At 50.6% G+C, this 17,159-nt stretch carries 12 protein-coding genes and 1 pseudogene; 5 read left to right on the forward strand and 8 right to left on the reverse strand.

Annotated features, from left to right (window positions below):
• Window positions 1–204: 204 nt before the first annotated feature.
• The 3 genes from HMPREF9069_RS00285 to HMPREF9069_RS00295 form a co-directional block, all read right to left on the reverse strand.
• Window positions 205–4,935: a 2-hydroxyacyl-CoA dehydratase gene (locus HMPREF9069_RS00285; RefSeq protein WP_021625066.1), complete on the reverse strand. Its 4,731-nt coding sequence runs from the start codon at window positions 4,933–4,935 to the stop codon at window positions 205–207.
• 9 nt (window positions 4,936–4,944) lie between these two features.
• A complete protein-coding gene (locus HMPREF9069_RS00290) occupies window positions 4,945–5,667 on the reverse strand; it encodes a TetR/AcrR family transcriptional regulator (protein ID WP_021625067.1) in 723 nt (240 codons plus the stop codon).
• Between the two features lie 192 nt (window positions 5,668–5,859).
• Window positions 5,860–7,122, reverse strand: a complete 1,263-nt coding sequence (locus HMPREF9069_RS00295) for a CapA family protein (RefSeq protein ID WP_021625068.1) — start codon at window positions 7,120–7,122, stop codon at window positions 5,860–5,862.
• A gap of 237 nt (window positions 7,123–7,359) precedes the next feature.
• On the opposite strand from HMPREF9069_RS00295, the gene HMPREF9069_RS00300 reads away from it, so the two are divergent.
• The 3 genes and pseudogenes from HMPREF9069_RS00300 (at window position 7,360) to HMPREF9069_RS00305 (ending at window position 9,709) form a co-directional block, all read left to right on the forward strand.
• A complete protein-coding gene (locus HMPREF9069_RS00300) occupies window positions 7,360–8,724 on the forward strand; it encodes a PFL family protein (protein ID WP_035437813.1) in 1,365 nt (454 codons plus the stop codon).
• Window positions 8,725–9,106: 382 nt separating this feature from the next.
• A pseudogene (locus tag HMPREF9069_RS09850) lies at window positions 9,107–9,244 on the forward strand (serine hydrolase); the annotation flags it as partial.
• 21 nt (window positions 9,245–9,265) lie between these two features.
• Window positions 9,266–9,709 carry a serine hydrolase gene (locus tag HMPREF9069_RS00305; RefSeq protein WP_021625072.1) on the forward strand — a complete coding sequence of 148 codons (444 nt, stop codon included), beginning with the start codon at window positions 9,266–9,268 and terminating at the stop codon, window positions 9,707–9,709.
• Window positions 9,710–9,877: 168 nt separating this feature from the next.
• On the opposite strand, the gene murB is transcribed toward HMPREF9069_RS00305, so the two are convergent.
• From murB to HMPREF9069_RS00330, 5 genes are read right to left on the reverse strand one after another with little or no spacing between them, the layout of a single operon-like run.
• Entirely contained in the window at window positions 9,878–10,801 is a 924-nt protein-coding gene (gene murB, locus HMPREF9069_RS00310; protein ID WP_035437815.1) for a UDP-N-acetylmuramate dehydrogenase, read from the reverse strand.
• A gap of 58 nt (window positions 10,802–10,859) precedes the next feature.
• Window positions 10,860–11,189 (reverse strand): AzlD domain-containing protein, encoded by a 330-nt coding sequence (locus HMPREF9069_RS00315; protein WP_021625075.1) that lies wholly within the window; start codon window positions 11,187–11,189, stop codon window positions 10,860–10,862.
• Window positions 11,186–11,866: an AzlC family ABC transporter permease gene (locus HMPREF9069_RS00320; RefSeq protein ID WP_021625076.1), complete on the reverse strand. Its 681-nt coding sequence runs from the start codon at window positions 11,864–11,866 to the stop codon at window positions 11,186–11,188. Before HMPREF9069_RS00320 ends, HMPREF9069_RS00315 begins: the two co-directional genes overlap by 4 nt.
• 28 nt (window positions 11,867–11,894) lie before the next feature.
• Window positions 11,895–12,587, reverse strand: coding sequence for a class I SAM-dependent methyltransferase (locus HMPREF9069_RS00325; RefSeq protein ID WP_021625077.1), 693 nt, complete (start codon window positions 12,585–12,587; stop codon window positions 11,895–11,897).
• A 24-nt stretch (window positions 12,588–12,611) separates the two neighbouring features.
• Window positions 12,612–13,493 (reverse strand): DegV family protein, encoded by an 882-nt coding sequence (locus tag HMPREF9069_RS00330; protein WP_021625078.1) that lies wholly within the window; start codon window positions 13,491–13,493, stop codon window positions 12,612–12,614.
• A 347-nt stretch (window positions 13,494–13,840) separates the two neighbouring features.
• On the opposite strand from HMPREF9069_RS00330, the gene HMPREF9069_RS00335 reads away from it, so the two are divergent.
• Together HMPREF9069_RS00335 and HMPREF9069_RS00340 are read left to right on the forward strand one after the other, a co-directional pair.
• Window positions 13,841–15,520: an OPT/YSL family transporter gene (locus tag HMPREF9069_RS00335; protein WP_232204007.1), complete on the forward strand. Its 1,680-nt coding sequence runs from the start codon at window positions 13,841–13,843 to the stop codon at window positions 15,518–15,520.
• Window positions 15,521–15,853: 333 nt separating this feature from the next.
• Entirely contained in the window at window positions 15,854–17,092 is a 1,239-nt protein-coding gene (locus tag HMPREF9069_RS00340) for a DUF975 family protein (RefSeq protein ID WP_021625080.1), read from the forward strand.
• Window positions 17,093–17,159 lie beyond the last annotated feature (67 nt).

Raw genomic sequence — 17,159 nt, forward strand, 5'->3', positions numbered from 1 at the left:
TTGCAACACCAGACCATCTAGCTGCAGAAATAGTATATATACGCAGGTAGGACGCTCACAGAAATAGACGTTGCAACCTCAGGTTGCAACGTCTGGAGATAATACCAAGCAGGACGTAGCAGCAAGCAATCCTAATTCAAGCTTGCAAAGGTCGTTTAAGCTTGCACAGGTCGACCAGCTGTCATCACCAACAGCTCGCTTCACCTACTTCACGCCGGTCTCAACCTTAGCGCGCTCAATTTCTGCCAGCTGCTCATCAGTCAGATGTAGCGAGAAATGACTTTCCCCCTGACCCATATCAGTGCTGCAGCTACCGCCTTCATTCACAATTGAGTCATCCAACTGACCAGGGCGGCAATGCTCCTCAAAGACTGGCCAATCCTGACGCTCGGTTGGATCGTCATCGTTTTGCAGCTTGAAGCCACCATTTTCTTTGAAGTTTTCCTTGGCAACTGAAATCATCAGCTTAATACGGTTAAGCTGATTGACCTCAGACGCGCCAGGGTCATAATCGACCGCGACGATATTGGATTCTGGATGCATCTGGCGCAAACGCTTGATAACTGACTTGCCTACTACATGGTTGGGAAGACAAGCAAAAGGCTGCGCACACACAATATTAGGCGTACCGTGCTCAATCAAGTCAATCATCTCGGCAGTCAACAACCAGCCCTCGCCCATATTGTTGCAGAGCGAGACTACTCGACCGGCTTTTTCGGCCAGAGACATGATTGGCTCGTAGGGCTCGAAGCGCTCGGACTTAATAAGCATCTTGTCAATGGATCCGCGAATACTTTCAATGAGCTTGATACCAGTGCCATGCACCGCGCGCGTCACTGCAGACGAACCTAGCTCATGACGGCCAGTAATGGGATTCGCAAAGCCATACAGGAAGAAGTCCACCAAACCTGGCACGTTGGCTTCGCAACCTTCCTCCTCAATAACTCTAACCAACTCATTATTGGCCGTAGGATGGAACTTAACTAAAATCTCACCGACCACACCGACACGAGGTTTGCTACGGTCATTGACCAGCGTCAATGCATCAAAAGCTTCAATCGTATCGCTACACAGACGGAAGAATTCCTTGCGGCTGCAGTGCACCAACTGCACGCGAGCACGACTATTAAAGCTCGCATATAGGCGATCAGCAGCACCACGCTCAGCCTCATATGGACGCACACGATATAGCAGCTGCATCAACAGGTCGCCATACAGCAAGATATACACCGCACGCATCAAGAACTTGGGCTTGAGCACATCAAAGCCAGGATTATCCTCATCCAAGCCACCTGCCATCGCCAGTGAAATAACTGGAATATTCTCATGACCAGAATCTTTGAGCGCCTTGCGAATTAACGCAATGTAGTTGGTAGCGCGGCAGCCGCCACCTGTCTGGCTGATAAGCAGTGCCGTGCGGTTAAGGTCATATTTGCCAGAAAGAACGGCTTCCATCAGCTGACCTACGGTCAAAATCGATGGATAGCAAATATCATTGTTGACATACTTCAAGCCAGTTTCAACGGCACCATGGTCAACGGAGGGTAACAGCACGAGGTTCAAACCAGCGTCATGCAGCAATGGCTCAATCAAATCAAAGTGAATGGGACTCATCTGCGGTGCCAAGATGGTGTAGCCCTGCTGAGCCATCTCCTTGGTGAAGCGAACCTTTTTAAAGGCTGCAGAAGTCGCCTTGCGATAGACGGGATTGCGACGAGAAAGATCCGTTGCACGTGCGTGCTCTAAAGAGCCATCTGCCATGTAGACATCCTGAGGCTGCTCTTCCTGAACCAGTCCTGCAACTGTCTGACGTCTGAGCTCAGCTTCTTGCTCGCGCAGAGCTGCCATCAACGAACGAATACGGATACGCACTGCACCAAGATTGGACACCTGGTCGATCTTAAGGTTGGTGTAAATCTTACCCGAGCCTTCCAGGATCTCTTGCACCTCATCGGTGGTCAGAGCATCCAAGCCACAACCAAAGCTCTGCAGCTGCACAAGATCCAAATCATTGCGTGATGCAACAAAACGAGCCGCGCGATACAGGCGGCTATGATAGGTCCACTGGTCAACAACACGAATCGGGCGCTCAATTTCCATCTTGTGTGCAACGGAATCCTCAGTGAGCACTGCAAAACCAAAACCAGAAATTAGCTCAGGAATAGCATGGTTGATCTCTGGATCGTTATGGTACGGACGGCCCGCAACAACGATGCCATGGCGACCAGTCTTCTCAATCCAGGCAAGAGTCTCGTCACCTTTGCGACGCATCTGCGCCTTAAACTCAAGGTCGGCATCCCAAGCAGCATTAACAGCGTCATCAATCTCAGCACGAGTGATATGCTCGCCCTTAAAGCGACCCTTGCCCTGCTTGGCATCAGCCTCACGCTGAATTGAAACCAACTCATACAGACGACGCTTGAGCTCGCGCTTGTTATCATAAGGAATGAAAGGCGCCATATATTCGATCGACGGGTCAGAAAGCTCATCTACATTGAGCTCAAGACTCTGCGGATAGCTCATAACAATCGGGCAATTATAGTGGTTGGTCGAATGTTCATCTTCCTGACGCTCCCAACGAATACAGGGCATCCAGATGAAATCAGGGTCCTTGGCCAGCAAGTTCATGATGTGGCCATGACTAAGTTTGGCGGGATAGCACACCGACTCAGATGGCATCGACTCAATACCCACCTCATAGGTGTTTTTGTTGGTCTGATCGGAAAGCACAACCGAGAAGCCCAAGCGTGTAAAGAACTCATGCCAGAAGGGGAAATTCTCATACATATTGAGCGCGCGTGGAATACCCACGGTACCACGAGGAGCCATCTCAGCAGGTAACGTCTCACGCTCAAAGAGGAGCTTGTTTTTGAAAGCAAAGAGGTTTGGTGCAGGCTCGAGAGTCTTTTCTTTCTTAACTTTGCCTGCGCCACGCTCGCAACGATTGCCTGTAATGAACTTGCGACCCTTACCAAAGCTATTAACTGTCAACAAGCAGTTATTGGCACAAAGGCCGCAATGCACATTGGTGTGCCTAACCTTCAAAGCGTCAATCTCTTCACGCGGCAAAATGCTCGAAATGCCATCCTGACCTGCACGATCGCGGGCAAGCAGAGCAGCGCCAAAGGCGCCCATCACACCTGCAATGTCAGGACGAATAACATCGCGACCAGTCAGCAGCTCAAACGCACGCAGAGTCGCATCACTCATAAACGTGCCACCTTGAACGACGATATATTTGCCAACCTCGTCGTAATCACGCAGCTTGATGACCTTAAAAAGGGCATTCTTGATGACCGAATAGGACAGTCCTGCCGCAACGTCACCAATGGTGGCACCCTCTTTTTGGGCCTGCTTGACACGGGAGTTCATAAAGACGGTGCAACGTGAACCCAAGTCAACAGGAGCAGTACCACGAACTGCCGCCTTGGCAAAGTCCTGCACACTCATGTTCATCGAGTCGGCAAAGGTTGCAATAAAAGAACCACAGCCCGAAGAACACGCCTCGTTTAGGCTGATATGCTCAATAACACCATCTTTGATCTGCAAGCACTTCATATCCTGGCCACCAATATCGAGAATAAAGTCGACATCGGGGACAAATGCTTTGGCACCACGAAGATGAGCAACTGTTTCGACTTCACCCGAATCCGCGCCAAGGGCTGCTTGCAAAATTCCCTCGCCATAACCTGTAGTTGTAACATGGCCGATAGTACAACCCTCGGGCAACTGGTCGTAAATCATATCCATGATTTTGCGTGCCATGCCTACAACGTCACCGTTGTTATTGCCATACCATGTCCAAAGCAGCTCGCCACTCTCACCAACAACTGCAGCTTTGATAGTGGTTGAACCCGCATCAATGCCGATAAAGACACGCCCCTGATAACCCTCAAGGCTACCCTTAGGTACGACCTGCTCGTCATGGCGAACTTTAAATTCCTGATAGTCCTGCTCAGTTGCAAAAAGCGGATCGAGACGCTCGACCTCAGAGCCCTGAGTATCACCCAGATTATCAAGCGCATCGATAACCTGCGCAAAACTGACCTGCTTGTCAGACTCACCTGCCATCGCAGCACCCGTTGCAACAAAGAGGTGAGCATTTTCGGGCAACACACGGTGCTCTTCATCAAGATGTAAGGTCTCATAAAAACGATGACGCAGCTCGGAGAGGTACTGCAGAGGACCGCCGAGGAAGGCAACATAACCACGAATGGGGTGTCCGCAGGCAAGACCAGAAACCGTCTGATTTGCCACAGCTTGAAAGACTGACGCCGCAATATCCTCACGAGGAGCACCCTCGTTAAGCAGGGGTTGAACGTCAGACTTGGCAAAAACACCACAGCGGCTAGCGATAGGATAAATATGCGTTGCCGACTTTGCCAGCTCGTTGAGACCAGGTGCGTCAGTCTCCAAAAGCGATGCCATCTGGTCGATAAAGGCGCCCGTACCACCAGCGCAGGTACCATTCATGCGCTGCTCAATGCCATTATCAAAGAAAATAATCTTTGCATCCTCGCCACCAAGCTCAATAGCACAGTCAGTCTGGGGAATCAACGTCTCAACTGCACGCTTGGAAGCAATAACTTCTTGGACAAACTCCAAGTCAAGCCACTCAGCCAGCAACATACCACCCGAGCCCGTAATAGCAACACGCATAGGCACATCGCCTACGGTCTTGCGCGCGCGAGCAAACAAGGCGCGAGCTGTCGCCTTAACATCGGTATGATGACGCTCGTAGTTGGCATACACCAAGTGATTTTGGCTATCTACCACCGCAAGCTTGACCGTTGTTGAACCAACGTCAATACCTAGACGCAGGCGAGCATGCGATAAGTCTGCTTTGCGCGGAACGAGTTCAGCATCGTGCTGCACAAGCTCAAGCGGCTCTTTTGCAGCCGCCTGTACGCGATTGCTAGAAGTAGTGTTAGTCATGATTTTCTCCTAATCCTGACCCATAAAGCTCGCAAGCAGCGAAAGTCCAAACGCTGGTACATCAAAATCGATAGTTTTGCCATACAGATCGCCGGGACGCACAAACATGAGCGAAGTCATCACGCGTGCCATCAATTCAACACTTTCATGAGTGCCAGTTGTAAGCCAACGCACCAGCACGCCCGTCTCCGCCGAGATGGCATAAGTTAGGTAGTAGTCAAAAAAGGCACCAAAAACACTCAAGTCAAGACCTTCTTGAGCGCGCTTTTCAATAGCATGGCGAGCAACCACCTTCATGCGCTCAGCAAATGCAGGATCTCCCCCATCACCAAGCAATGCCGACAGATAGCTCGCGCGGTCACGAAAATAGCTCAATAAAGCCACGGTGCCCGGACAAGCCTCCTGCGCCGCAAGTGCCACTTCCAGCTCATCCAAATGCACTGCCGCAATATCTTCCATCAGTGGACGCAAATCCGAGAGGGTCTCACCCTCAATCTGAGCAACCAAATCGGGAATGTCACGAAAGTGAGAATAAAACGTACGGCGAGTCACTCCAGCACGGTCAGTAACTGCTTTAACCGTAATCTGAGATAAGTCACCCGTTGAAACAATTTCTGTAGCAAGGGCATCACGCAACGCCAAGCGCGTACGTTGAGTGCGCGGGTCACCTGAAGCCGCGGGCAAACGGGTGGCTACTCCAGCCGCGAACGGCATAGTCAGCGTCTGTGACATAGAACTCCTTTTGACAAGAAGAACCTATTACTCATAGTGTGCAAATTACACAGCGTGTGAATTATTACTCAGAGTGTGTCAAAAATCTCGCAGTTTGTAGACTGCCACAGACTCGCCATATTTTTTTGCGAATGGTGCCAAGCAATGCAGCTGACAAATCTCATCTCATATATCCCGCAGCGGGTTGCCCTCTTAGAGTTTGCCTTTGAGACTGCAACTCTTACGATCATACTCGGAACCCAAAACATCCTCACAGTACTTATGACAGCTCTCAAGAGTGATACTTGTTAAGTTTTTCTTTGCTAGCTTATCGGTGTAATCGGAAAGCTTATACACACTAAAACCCGTACCTTTAGCACGCTGGGTTACCACTGGATCAAACTCCCAATTTGTTACCCGCGCGCCATCTTTATCTTTTACGAGCTTTACCTTGACCTGCCCGCCAAGCGAAGTCATCGTGCCTTCTATCTGATTGGACATGAAGTTGCCTAATGAATAAAAAATCAGCATTTTATGACCCGATTCATTGGTCATCATATCCACAGGACCGATGGTATGCGGATGAGAACCAATCACTACATCAACGCCAATTTCATTAAATAGCTGGGCATAATGCTGCTGAAACTCATCGGGAGTTGCTTGATATTCGGTGCCCCAATGAGGCCAAACCACCACGAGATCAGCCATCTTTTTTGCTCGGGCCACATCCGCACGAATCGCATCATCATCAAAGAGATGTGTGGCATAGGGGTTGGATTCAGGAATGGGAATGCCATTGGTGCCGTAGGTATAATTCAAAAATGCCACGCGGAAGTCATCTTTTTCGTAGACGTAAATACTGTCGTAGCTTTCCTTACTATCTGCCATGCCAATGATAGCTGTCTTGGGATGTTGCGTGCGCCAAAACGCAAGCTCTGCGCTTACGCCATCTGCACCCATATCCAGCACGTGGTTAGAGGCCTTAACCATCACGTCCCAACCTGCTTTGACCTCGGAATCACCAATTTCTGTAGGTCCATTAAAGGCAGGATAGCCCGAATATCCAAAGTCCTTGCCACCCAAAACTGTCTCTTGACTAATCAACGCAAGGTCGGCGGCCCTTACTTCCTTGGTCACATGCTTCCACAGATGGTCATAGTTATAGCTACCGTCAGACTTTTGCCCACTTTTGATTACGGGACCATGCACAACCACATCGCCCGAAGCCAGCAAATTAATGGTGACCTGATCCTTCTTTTTTTCAGGCTGCACATCGAGATCGCCCACGATGGGCATTTGCTCACCCTCAAAAAGCTTAGCTGCCGCACTCGCGCCAAGACTTACAGCACCACCAACAAGCTTAATTACCACGATGAGCAAAAGCAAAACCCCTGCCGCAATGCTGAGCCAATTCCAAATTGGCCTGCGGGAATTATGATTTCCGTTTTTTGCTCTGCTATGCGGCTTTGAACTCATCGCCTACCTCCTGCTGCACAACGTATGCTGCCCCATATAGTGTCTCATGCCCCGCCACTTCCGTCTGCCTTTCACCGCCCAGTAATTCTGTAGACGGCAGAAGCTTTGCAGACGCGTCATAATGTGAAAGCTAGTCGCAAAGTCATCCGATACAAGGTGCAAGCGACGAGCAGAGAAAATTTGGGTTGTCTGTAAGCAGAACCATCCAGCTGCAGGCATTTTTTCGAGGAGGCACACGTGTCGATTACCCCCGAAGAGGTCGCCGAGACCCGAAGCATGGTTGCCGAACAGCACCTTGACCTACGTACTATCACCATGGGCATCTCTCTTTTGGGCTGTGCAGACGAAAATATGGATCGCATGGCGACCAAGGTGTATGACCGCATCACCCAGACTGCCGAGCAACTAGTACCTGTAGCCGAGCAACTCGAGCGTGAGTATGGCATTCCTATTGCCAACAAACGCGTCTCTGTTACGCCGATTGCGCAGGTAGCAGCAGGTTGTGCGGACAATGATTTTTCGCCACTCGCGCATGCAATGGATCGCGCCGCAGAAACTCTGGGCATTGACTTTATGGGCGGCTTTTCTGCTTTGGTGCACAAGGGCATGGGTGCCGCCGATCGTAAACTCATTGATTCAATCCCTGAAGCACTGGCATCAACCACACGTGTGTGTTCTTCAGTCAACGTTGCAAGCTTGCGTGCTGGCATCAACATGGATGCCGTTCTGCTCATGGCACAAAAGATGATTGATGCGGCACGCCTAACCACTGATACCAACTGTTACGGCGCGGCAAAACTGGTTGTCTTTGCCAATATGGTTGAGGATTCTCCTTTTATGGCAGGCGCTGTACATGGTACTGGTGAAGCAGATGCTGTCATCAATGTAGGCGTTTCCGGTCCCGGCGTTATGGCAGCAGCGCTGGAGCGCCTGCCTAGGGATGCCGATTTGATGGACGTCGCTGAAGAAATCAAACGTACTGCTTTCAAGATTACCCGCGCCGGAGAGCTGATGAGTCGCGAAGCAGCACGTCGCCTAGGTGTCGCAAAAGGCATTGTCGATTTATCGCTAGCGCCCACTCCTGCTGCAGGCGATTCGGTTGCACGCATCTTGGAAACCATCGGTGTTGGTACCTGTGGAGGCCCTGGCACTACGTGCGCGCTTGCTCTGCTTAACGATTGCGTCAAAAAAGGTGGCGTGATGGCAAGCTCCAGCGTAGGCGGACTGTCGGGTGCTTTTATCCCCGTCTCTGAAGATATGGGCATGATTGCTGCTGCCGAGGCGGGAGCCTTGTCGCTAGAAAAGCTTGAGGCCATGACCTGCGTCTGCTCGGTCGGTCTAGATATGATTGCAATTCCGGGCGACACGCCAGTAGAAACCATTGCTGGTATCATCGCAGATGAGATGGCCATCGGCGTTATCAACAACAAAACCACCGCTGTCCGTCTAATTCCCGCGATTGGTCATAAGGAAGGCGACATACTGGAATACGGTGGCCTCTTTGGATCTGCACCAGTCATGCATGTCAATCCACATGCAGGCACAGTACTTGCACATCGCGGTGGTCGTTTCCCCGCTCCTCTTAACTCGCTCAAAAATTAGACTCTATGCACGAAGAGCAGGACATATCGGCGGTTCAAAGGCTCGTATGCCAAGTCCGGCACTTGGGCTTGGCAATACTTACTACTGCCCTTGCAGGGGTGGGCGTGCTCGTAGTTGCCACTTCCCAAGGGACCCATGTCAGAGGCAAAGCAGAACCTGTAGCTTCAACTCTTTCGCATTCCGAAGGCTCATCTGCCTATAGCACTTCTAGTATAAGGGCAGGTCTGATACAACGGCACTAGATGAGATCGAGCCATTTGCAAATACTGCAAGTCTCCTACCTCTTTTCTTTGACGAACATGGTCAATCCTATCTACAAAATCCCAAAGCAACTGCACTTCTAAAGAGTGAAGCTATAGGCGATCTTGCCAACGAGATTTCTCTGCTTGAAGAAGACGGTTACAGCGTTGGAATTGTTCTGCTGGATATTCAGACGGGACGACAGCTGATCTATCACGCCGATGAAGTTTTTTATCCTGCAAGCAGTATCAAAGGTCCCTATGTCACCGGCCTCTACCAGCAACTTGTCGAGACGGGACAGGTGAAGGAGTCTGCGCTGGATGCGGCCGTTAGCAATGTGTTGCGCTACTCTGACAACAATAGCTATGCTCAGCTGCGCCTTCGCTATGGATCTGAGCCTTTCGAAGCTTGGCTTACGGCAGCAGGTGTTGATGCAGGAGCCTATGACACACTCGCCGATTATGCCAAGCCCTCCTATCCCAATACCACTCCCAAACAGCTACTTGCCATGTGGCAACAGACCTATCGCTATTTGGAGCAGGACAGTGACCCAGCTAATATCTTGGGGTATTTAATGTCGCAGCGCGAAGTTTCGGCTCTTGACGATGCGCTAGAAGGCCCTGAGCTCTCTTGGGGTAAGACGGGCTGGTATCCAGCGGACGCAGGCAACGAATATAGTGCCACTGTCGATGCCAGGTATCGTATGGTCCGACCAAGGACCTTATATTGCTGTTGTAATGAGTGATGTACCTGATGATATGGCCGCCCTTATACCACTTTTCGCTGCCCTTGATGACATCCATACTGAGTTTGTCACAGCGACATCAGAGGTGCTTATGCCTGCCAAGACAGAAGAGTAGCGTGTTGTTAGCGCACTGGCTTGAAGGTTTTCTTCAACTATTCGAGCACTCACTTAGCCTAGAAAGCGGACCTCAGGTTCCATATGGACGCCAAACTGACGCTCAACCTCATCTTGGACATGCGAAATCACCGCACGAACATCGGCTGCAGTTGCGCCACCTAGATTGACAACAAAGCCAGCATGCTTGGTCGATACACCTGCACCACCATACTGGTAGCCCTTAAGTCCCGCATCGGTAATCAACTTACCCGCAAAATAACCCTCGGGACGCTTGAAAGTCGAACCAGCGCTTGGCAATTCCAACGGCTGTTTTTCTTCACGGCGCTGAGTAAAGTCATCCATCTTGGCGCGAATCTTTTCGGGATCTCCGCGACGTAGAGCAAAACTCGCGCTTACAACCACGAGATTGTCCGTCTTGACGCGGCTGGTACGATAACCCATTTCCAGCTCATCAATACCAAGAGTCTGTTGCTCGCCTGTTGGCAAAATTACGCGGATGCAAGACAGTACATCGGCAATACAACCATCATAGGCACCAGCATTCATAAAGCAGGCACCGCCCACAGATCCTGGAATGCCACAGGCAAACTCAAGACCTGTCAGACCCAATTCACATGCCATCTCGGACGCCTCACGCAAAGGCACACCCGCCTCGCAGGTCAACAGCTCGTCATCGGCAGTAACGCCTGTCAGACCATCCGCAAGACCAATGATCACGCCACGATAACCCTCATCAGCAACAAGCAGATCAGAGCCCTTGCCTAACACAAAATACGGCACTTCTCGCTCGCGACAAATCTCAAGAATCTCAGCAAGTTCAGCCGCATCCTCAGGAATCACGTACAGGTCGGCGGGACCACCAATCTTGAAAGTCGTATGCTCACTCATAGGTTCATTGAGAAGAACATCTTCTTCTCCTACTATCGAGCGAAACTTCCACGCCAGACCCTCAAGGTCATAAGCAGACTCCGACATCGTACTCCCGTCCTCGCGGTATAAGACATAACTAGTTTGACAGATTTGGGCTGCTTCGTCACACCAACCAAAGTAGGGCAGCATAGGCAAGCATACCCACAACAGCACTCCAAATGAGCGATCCCGTCTTTTTTGCAACAAGAATGACTGGCAGCGCAGCCACAAAAGGCAGTATCCCTGCTTTGGGATCACCCATCAACACATCGGGCTGGATAAGGTCATTTGCCACCAACGCCGCAAAAGCGGCTACTGGTATCAATGAAAATGCCCCTTCAACACGCTCTGGCAGAGTACGTCCTTTAAGCAACAAAATAGGCGCCACACGACAAACGAGCATCTCAAGCAAAACGCCCGCATAAATAAGAAGGTAGCTCGCATAGGGACTCATGATTTCACCGCCCCATACACCGTACCCGCTATAACGCCAAGCAATGCCCCGATAAAAACTGCAAGCCCACCCAATCCCACAAGTTTACAGGCAGCAACACCCAACACAGCCACTACCAGCGCAACTACTGCCTCAATGCGCATTTGCTGACCTACCAACAGACAAATAAAAATACTTGTCATTGCAAAAGAGGTAATCTCGGTTGGCAATGCAAGCAAGGGTCCGACCATTGCACCGACACAGTTTGCCGTCGCCCAAGAAAACATACTTTCAAGATTTATCGCCAACGCATCTTGAGGAGTCCAGTCCTCACCAACGCGTGAGAGCTTGTCGAGATTGATACCAAACGTTTCGTCAGTTACCGTGGCCGAAAAAATCACCGTAAGCAGCCTGCTCGCCTTACGAAAAAAAGGTGCAAAAGCTGCCGAATAAAGTACTTGGCGCGTATTAACTAGCGAAATCGAAGCAATAATTGCAAGCGGACTTGCCCCTGCAAGCACCATATTAGGAAACATAAACTGGCCCGCACCTGAATAGACCGTTGCACTCACAACAAAACAAGCCCATGCCGGAACGCCCACCTGAGCCGCAAGAATGCCACTCGGCAGACCAATGGCCAAGTAACCCAACATGACAGGCAATGCCACAGGAACCGTTTTTTTAAGTCTCTTAATCATGCAGAATATTCTAATAGCTTGAGACACCTTATTGCGACAAAGTGTGCGGCGGCACAATTACATCAAAGCGCACCGCTTTACCCGAAAGACTGTAACTAGGACGCGAAGCCGCAAGCGTTGGTGCCTTGATAGGTCGCTTAATAACCACTTTACGCGGGTTTGCTGCAAGCGCCGCATATAACAGTGCTACTTCATCAGTGCAAGGCTGCTCAAGATGATGTAAAAGTTGGAATTTCTTCTTAACTGCAGCTGACTTGGTACGACCTGGAAACATTGGGTCAAGATACACTACATCTGCCTTGTTTACCCAGCCGGGCAAGGCGCCAATACTGTCTTCTTCAAAGAGTTGCATACGCGCAATAACAGGTGCCAACTGAGGCAAATTCGCCGCTCGTTGCAAACCGTCACGCAACAATGCCGCAATGACTGCATCGCTTTCAAAAAGCAAAACCTTACAACCGGCAGCAGCAAGAAGCAGCGAATCTTCACCCAGACCCGCTGTGGCATCAATCACTACAGCTTGTGTAACACCTTTGATACGCGCTGCTCGCACCAATAATTCATGCGCCAGCCGATCCTGTCGCAGACGCGGTAGCAGAGCCGTAAAATCACAACTCAACTCCATTGTGCCGTCAGTTAAGACCAAACCACATTCGCCTTTAGTGAGTTCGAGTCCTGCTTGTCTTGCTTTCTGCTGTGCTTGCCTTAAGTCTGCGTCCATCAAATTGCCTGTACAAAGCTATGCCTATACGCGTTTGGCAAAGAAAGACACTGCAATAGCACCAGGACCAGCATGCGTACCAATAGTGGCACCCATAGGCCAAACGGGCGGCTTGCTTGCAGTACCCTCCCAAAGGTGATGGTTGTCATTGATGTATTTCTCGGCAAGATGCGCAGAGGTGCCGGCATAGCCCACATTAATAGGCAGCTCGTAATCGATACCGCCCACCTCTTCAATCTTTTGGTTGAGCAGGTTTTTGCCATTTTTGGAGCCGCGCGCTTTGCCCAAAATACCTACAACGCCATCACGAACCTCAACTACGGGCTTGATAGAAAGCAGGGTACCCACCGCAGCAGCGCCTCCTGTAAGACGGCCTCCGCGACGCAGATACTCAAGCGTGTCAAGCAATACCACAATGCGCAAATCGCGCTTGCGCAGCTCGAGCTCCTTGACAATTTGCTCGCAGCTCATACCTTCGCCAGCCATGCGCAGCGCCCACTCTACTAGCGCACGCTGACCCACACAGGCTGAACCCGAATCAATGATATGCACGCGCGCCGCATACTCAGGATCGCTCGCTGCAATTTCGGAAAGTGCTAGCTGAGCGCTCTGATAGGTACCTGAGAGTCCAGATGCGAGTGTAATGACTACAACATCATCATTGGCCTCGCGAGCTGCCAGATACGCATCACGAAAAAGACCGGGGGCAGGCTGGCTTGTCTTGGGCAAGGCATCCGTTTCAACCAGCAACTCGTAAAAACGCTGCGGAGTCAAATCGACACCGTCAGAATAGACTTTTGCAGTTGCACCTTCACCAAAGGTAATGGACAGAGGAACAACCTCAAGGCCTTGTTGAGAACCTTGAGCAATATCGGATGCGGAGTCGGTAATGATGCGGATTGACATAGTTTACCTCCACTTCACTGCCGACCAAAGGACCGGCATTCGTGCCTGTAATTCACCTAACAAGTGCATTTTGACGCGAAAAACCTTACCTAAACGCTAAAAAGCCTCAACTCAAATGCAAAAAAGCCCTAACCTAAACGCAAAAAACTCAACTCAAACGCTTCTTAATAGGATAATCGAACAGCAAATGTGCCGTCTACTTCCTTGAAATCCGTCTACTTCCTTGAAATGATAGTATGAGCCAACAATGTTTGCGGTAAAAGTATGAGCCCTTTAATTATTTGGCGTGGGTAAGTAGCCCGCACCAAGGTTGCAACATGTCAAGGGCAACTGACGAAAGGTTGGATGTGAAAACTGAAGTCCCAACAAGCTCTCCTGAAAAGCCCACGATTGGTGAGACTCCTCGTGAACTTACTGTCACTGGCCTCATAATAGGCATCATTGGCTGTGTCATCATCACAGCCTCATCTGTCTATACCGCGCTTAAAATGGGTGCGCTCCCTTGGCCGACGATTTTTACCTCAATTACGGCACTCACTTTGCTGCGCGCTTTTGGTCATCGCAGCTTGAGTGAGGCAAACGTCACACAGATCATTATGTCTGCAGGCTCAATGGTTGCTGGTGGTCTCGCATTTACCATTCCAGCAGCTTGGATGCTCGGTATGGCTGACCGCGTAAGCTGGGTAGTAATGCTGCTAGTGGCACTAGGCGGTACATTGCTGGGTCTCAGCTGGACAGCACTCTTTCGCCGTCGTTTAGTGGAGCGCTCTGGATTGGAATACCCCATCGGTATTGCTGCAGCTCAAACACTAGAAGCAAGTACGGCTGGTGGTAGTACAGGCAAAAAACTCTTTGGCTCAATGGCAGTAGCTGGCCTTTGGAGCATTGCGCGCGATGTATTGGCTCTCATGCCTCCCATCGTGGCTCAGTTGCCCATCCCTGGCATTGCATTTGGCATCTATAACTCACCAATGATGCTTTCTGTCGGCTTTCTTGTAGGCGGTAGCGCTGTGGCGTTTTGGTTGGGCGGTGCCCTGTTTGCCAACTTTGGTCTCACGGTGGGCGGCACTGCACTGGGACTTTGGGACCTCGCTACAGCAAGCCGCATTGTGCCAAGTTTGGGTATGGGTCTGATGATGGGATCTGGTGCAGGCGTTATTGTCAAGGACATCATTCCTCAGTTCATTCACTTCCTGCGTGAATCCAAGCATGGCGATGCAGCTCAGAGTAGCGATACTGCTGAGTCTTCTTGGCTCTCTCGTACCGACGCAGGCGCCTTAGGTTTGCTGGTAGCTGCAGCGGCACTGCTCATTTGCTTTGGCTTGGGGCTAGGTCCTGTAGCAACACTCGTTATTGTGGCGCTAAGCTTTGTGACCACTATCATGAGTGCACAGTCTGTTGGCCAAACTGGCATCGATCCAATGGAAATTTTTGGCCTTATTGTTTTGCTGGCCATTGCTGCTTTGGGAGAAGCTGATGAAGTTAAGCTTTTCTTCGTCGCAGGTATTGTGGCTGTTGCTTGTGGTCTTGCGGGCGATGTTATGAGCGACTTCAAGACGGGTCAGCTCCTGGGTACCAGCCCTCGTGCCATGTGGAAGGGTCAGGCTATCGGTGCTCTGCTTGGCTGCATAATTTCGGTTGCTGTCATGGCAGCACTGCTTGCGGCACATGGTGCAGACGCTTTTGGTCCTGGCAAGGAATTTGTCTCGGCTCAAGCTTCTGTTGTAGCAACAATGGTTGCCGGCATCCCAAGCCTACCTGCCTTTATCACCGGTATTGTTGTAGGAGTAGTATTGCACTGCTTTGGTCTACCCTCAATGATGTTGGGGCTGGGTGTTTACCTGCCGCTTTATCTGTCGCTCACCGCTCCTATTGGTGCACTTGTCAAGTTTATCTATGACCGCATACGTCCTCAGGGCAAGGGTGAAGAAGACGGTATTGTCATAGCCTCTGGTCTGCTTGGTGGAGAATCCATCGTCGGCGTTGTGATCGCATTGATTGCTGTCGCCACTGGTTTGCTTGCCTAACGTCTAAGCGTGGCGCGCGTCGCAGACTGTAGGCGCGCGCCACAACTCCGCGCCATCCTCAACCCCACACCACTCGCGCAACCCCGCATCGCTCGCGCAGCCTCACATCACAAAGGGTTCATTTTTCTCCGATTCTCAAATTGAAACCTGCGCATTTGCAATTTCGAACGACGGTTTTGAACCGCCTGTATAAATGAGCAGCAAAAGACAAGCAGATTGCTTATATTTCAGATGAACTTAAGAAAAGCTTAGGGAATCACATACCTCTTGACTAGGTTTGGGCACCATCATAGTGTCATCGACAAACAGCACAGGTGTTCAAGGAGGGACATCATGTGGGAACGTTATGAACTAAAGGAAAAGGCCAAGAGTAGTCTTCGTGCCAACTATTGGAAGACCGTCCTAGTTGCTTTTTTGGTAGCAGCAATTGCAGGAGCTGGCATGGGTGCTGGCGCTGTTTCAGCTGCTAATGCGGCACTTCAGGGTGCCGTAGCGGGCGCTGGCAGCGCAGGTTATGCAGGTTATGTCTCAACTGAACACTACACCAGTAGCGACCCAGAATTTTTCAACGACTTCGATACAGACTCCGAATACGGCTTTGGGGAGGATTCTGGATATAACTTTGGCGAAGATGAGGATAGCTTCGTCATGAATAACTCAGATATGACCTTCCATCACCACAAGTACGCCGATTCATCCCTGCCTGCCATTGCACTTCTACCCGTTATTACTTTGATTATCCTGATAATTGTTGTGGCTATCGGCGCTGCAGCCGCGTTGCAAATTCTTATCTACAACCCCTTGCGTGTTGGTATTAGCCGCTTTTTCCTGCGCAATCTCAATCAGCCAGCCAATGTAGCCGAGGTTGGTCGTGGCTTTGACCGCAACTTTACCGAAAACTTCAAAACGCTCTTCTTTATGGATCTGTACATCTTTGGTTGGTCCCTGTTACTAGTCATCCCCGGTATCATCAAGTTCTACGAGTACCGCATGATTCCTTACCTGTTGGCAGATGACCCCACCATGACCCGCGAGCGTGCTTTTGCCGAGAGCCGTCAGATGATGGACGGTAATAAGTGGCAGACCTTTATACTGGACCTATCCTTTATCCCTTGGCATCTGCTCGCTGGCTTGACCTTGGGCATTCTCGACATCTTTTATGTTGAGCCCTACATTCAGATGACTTACGCTGCTCTCTACGAGGCTCTACGCTATGGCACAAACCCGTCTTCCTTGCCTTTTGCTGTGGATGAGCAAAACAACAGTTGGGACGGTTCCGCCGACCATGTTCCAGTACCCCCTATGGTAAGTTATCCCATAAGCACCATTTCTGTAGTCCCAACTCCTATCGAAACTCCTGCCGATGAAGATTTCACTCCAGAAGTACCCGATACAGAACAATCCACTGAAATCGCCAATGATGAGAGCACCGCTGGTGACGAGGATACTGCTGATGGTGAAGACGCCGCTGGTGATGAAGGCGCCGCTAACGATAAGGGTGCCGAAAGCAACGAGGACGATAGTCCTAATAGCCCTAGTGCAAGCGATACCGACGAAACGGCGCTCCTCTAAGCAAGACTCGCCTAACGCTGAGCTTGCATATTACTTTCTAGCGTTACCATTTGTCTTGAGACGCGCC

Origin of the sequence: Atopobium sp. oral taxon 810 str. F0209 (assembly GCF_000466405.1) — a bacterium.
Classification (GTDB): domain Bacteria; phylum Actinomycetota; class Coriobacteriia; order Coriobacteriales; family Atopobiaceae; genus Olegusella.

Coding starts and splice junctions, on each gene's coding strand:
- HMPREF9069_RS00325 (WP_021625077.1), bottom strand. CDS start 12,587: ATGGACGCAGACTTAAGGCAAGCACAGCAGAAAGCAAGACAAGCAGGA.
- HMPREF9069_RS00295 (WP_021625068.1), bottom strand. CDS start 7,122: ATGAGTTCAAAGCCGCATAGCAGAGCAAAAAACGGAAATCATAATTCC.
- HMPREF9069_RS00315 (WP_021625075.1), bottom strand. CDS start 11,189: ATGAGTCCCTATGCGAGCTACCTTCTTATTTATGCGGGCGTTTTGCTT.
- murB (WP_035437815.1), bottom strand. CDS start 10,801: ATGTCGGAGTCTGCTTATGACCTTGAGGGTCTGGCGTGGAAGTTTCGC.
- HMPREF9069_RS00320 (WP_021625076.1), bottom strand. CDS start 11,866: ATGATTAAGAGACTTAAAAAAACGGTTCCTGTGGCATTGCCTGTCATG.
- HMPREF9069_RS00290 (WP_021625067.1), bottom strand. CDS start 5,667: ATGTCACAGACGCTGACTATGCCGTTCGCGGCTGGAGTAGCCACCCGT.
- HMPREF9069_RS00340 (WP_021625080.1), top strand. CDS start 15,854: ATGTGGGAACGTTATGAACTAAAGGAAAAGGCCAAGAGTAGTCTTCGT.
- HMPREF9069_RS00330 (WP_021625078.1), bottom strand. CDS start 13,493: ATGTCAATCCGCATCATTACCGACTCCGCATCCGATATTGCTCAAGGT.
- HMPREF9069_RS00285 (WP_021625066.1), bottom strand. CDS start 4,935: ATGACTAACACTACTTCTAGCAATCGCGTACAGGCGGCTGCAAAAGAG.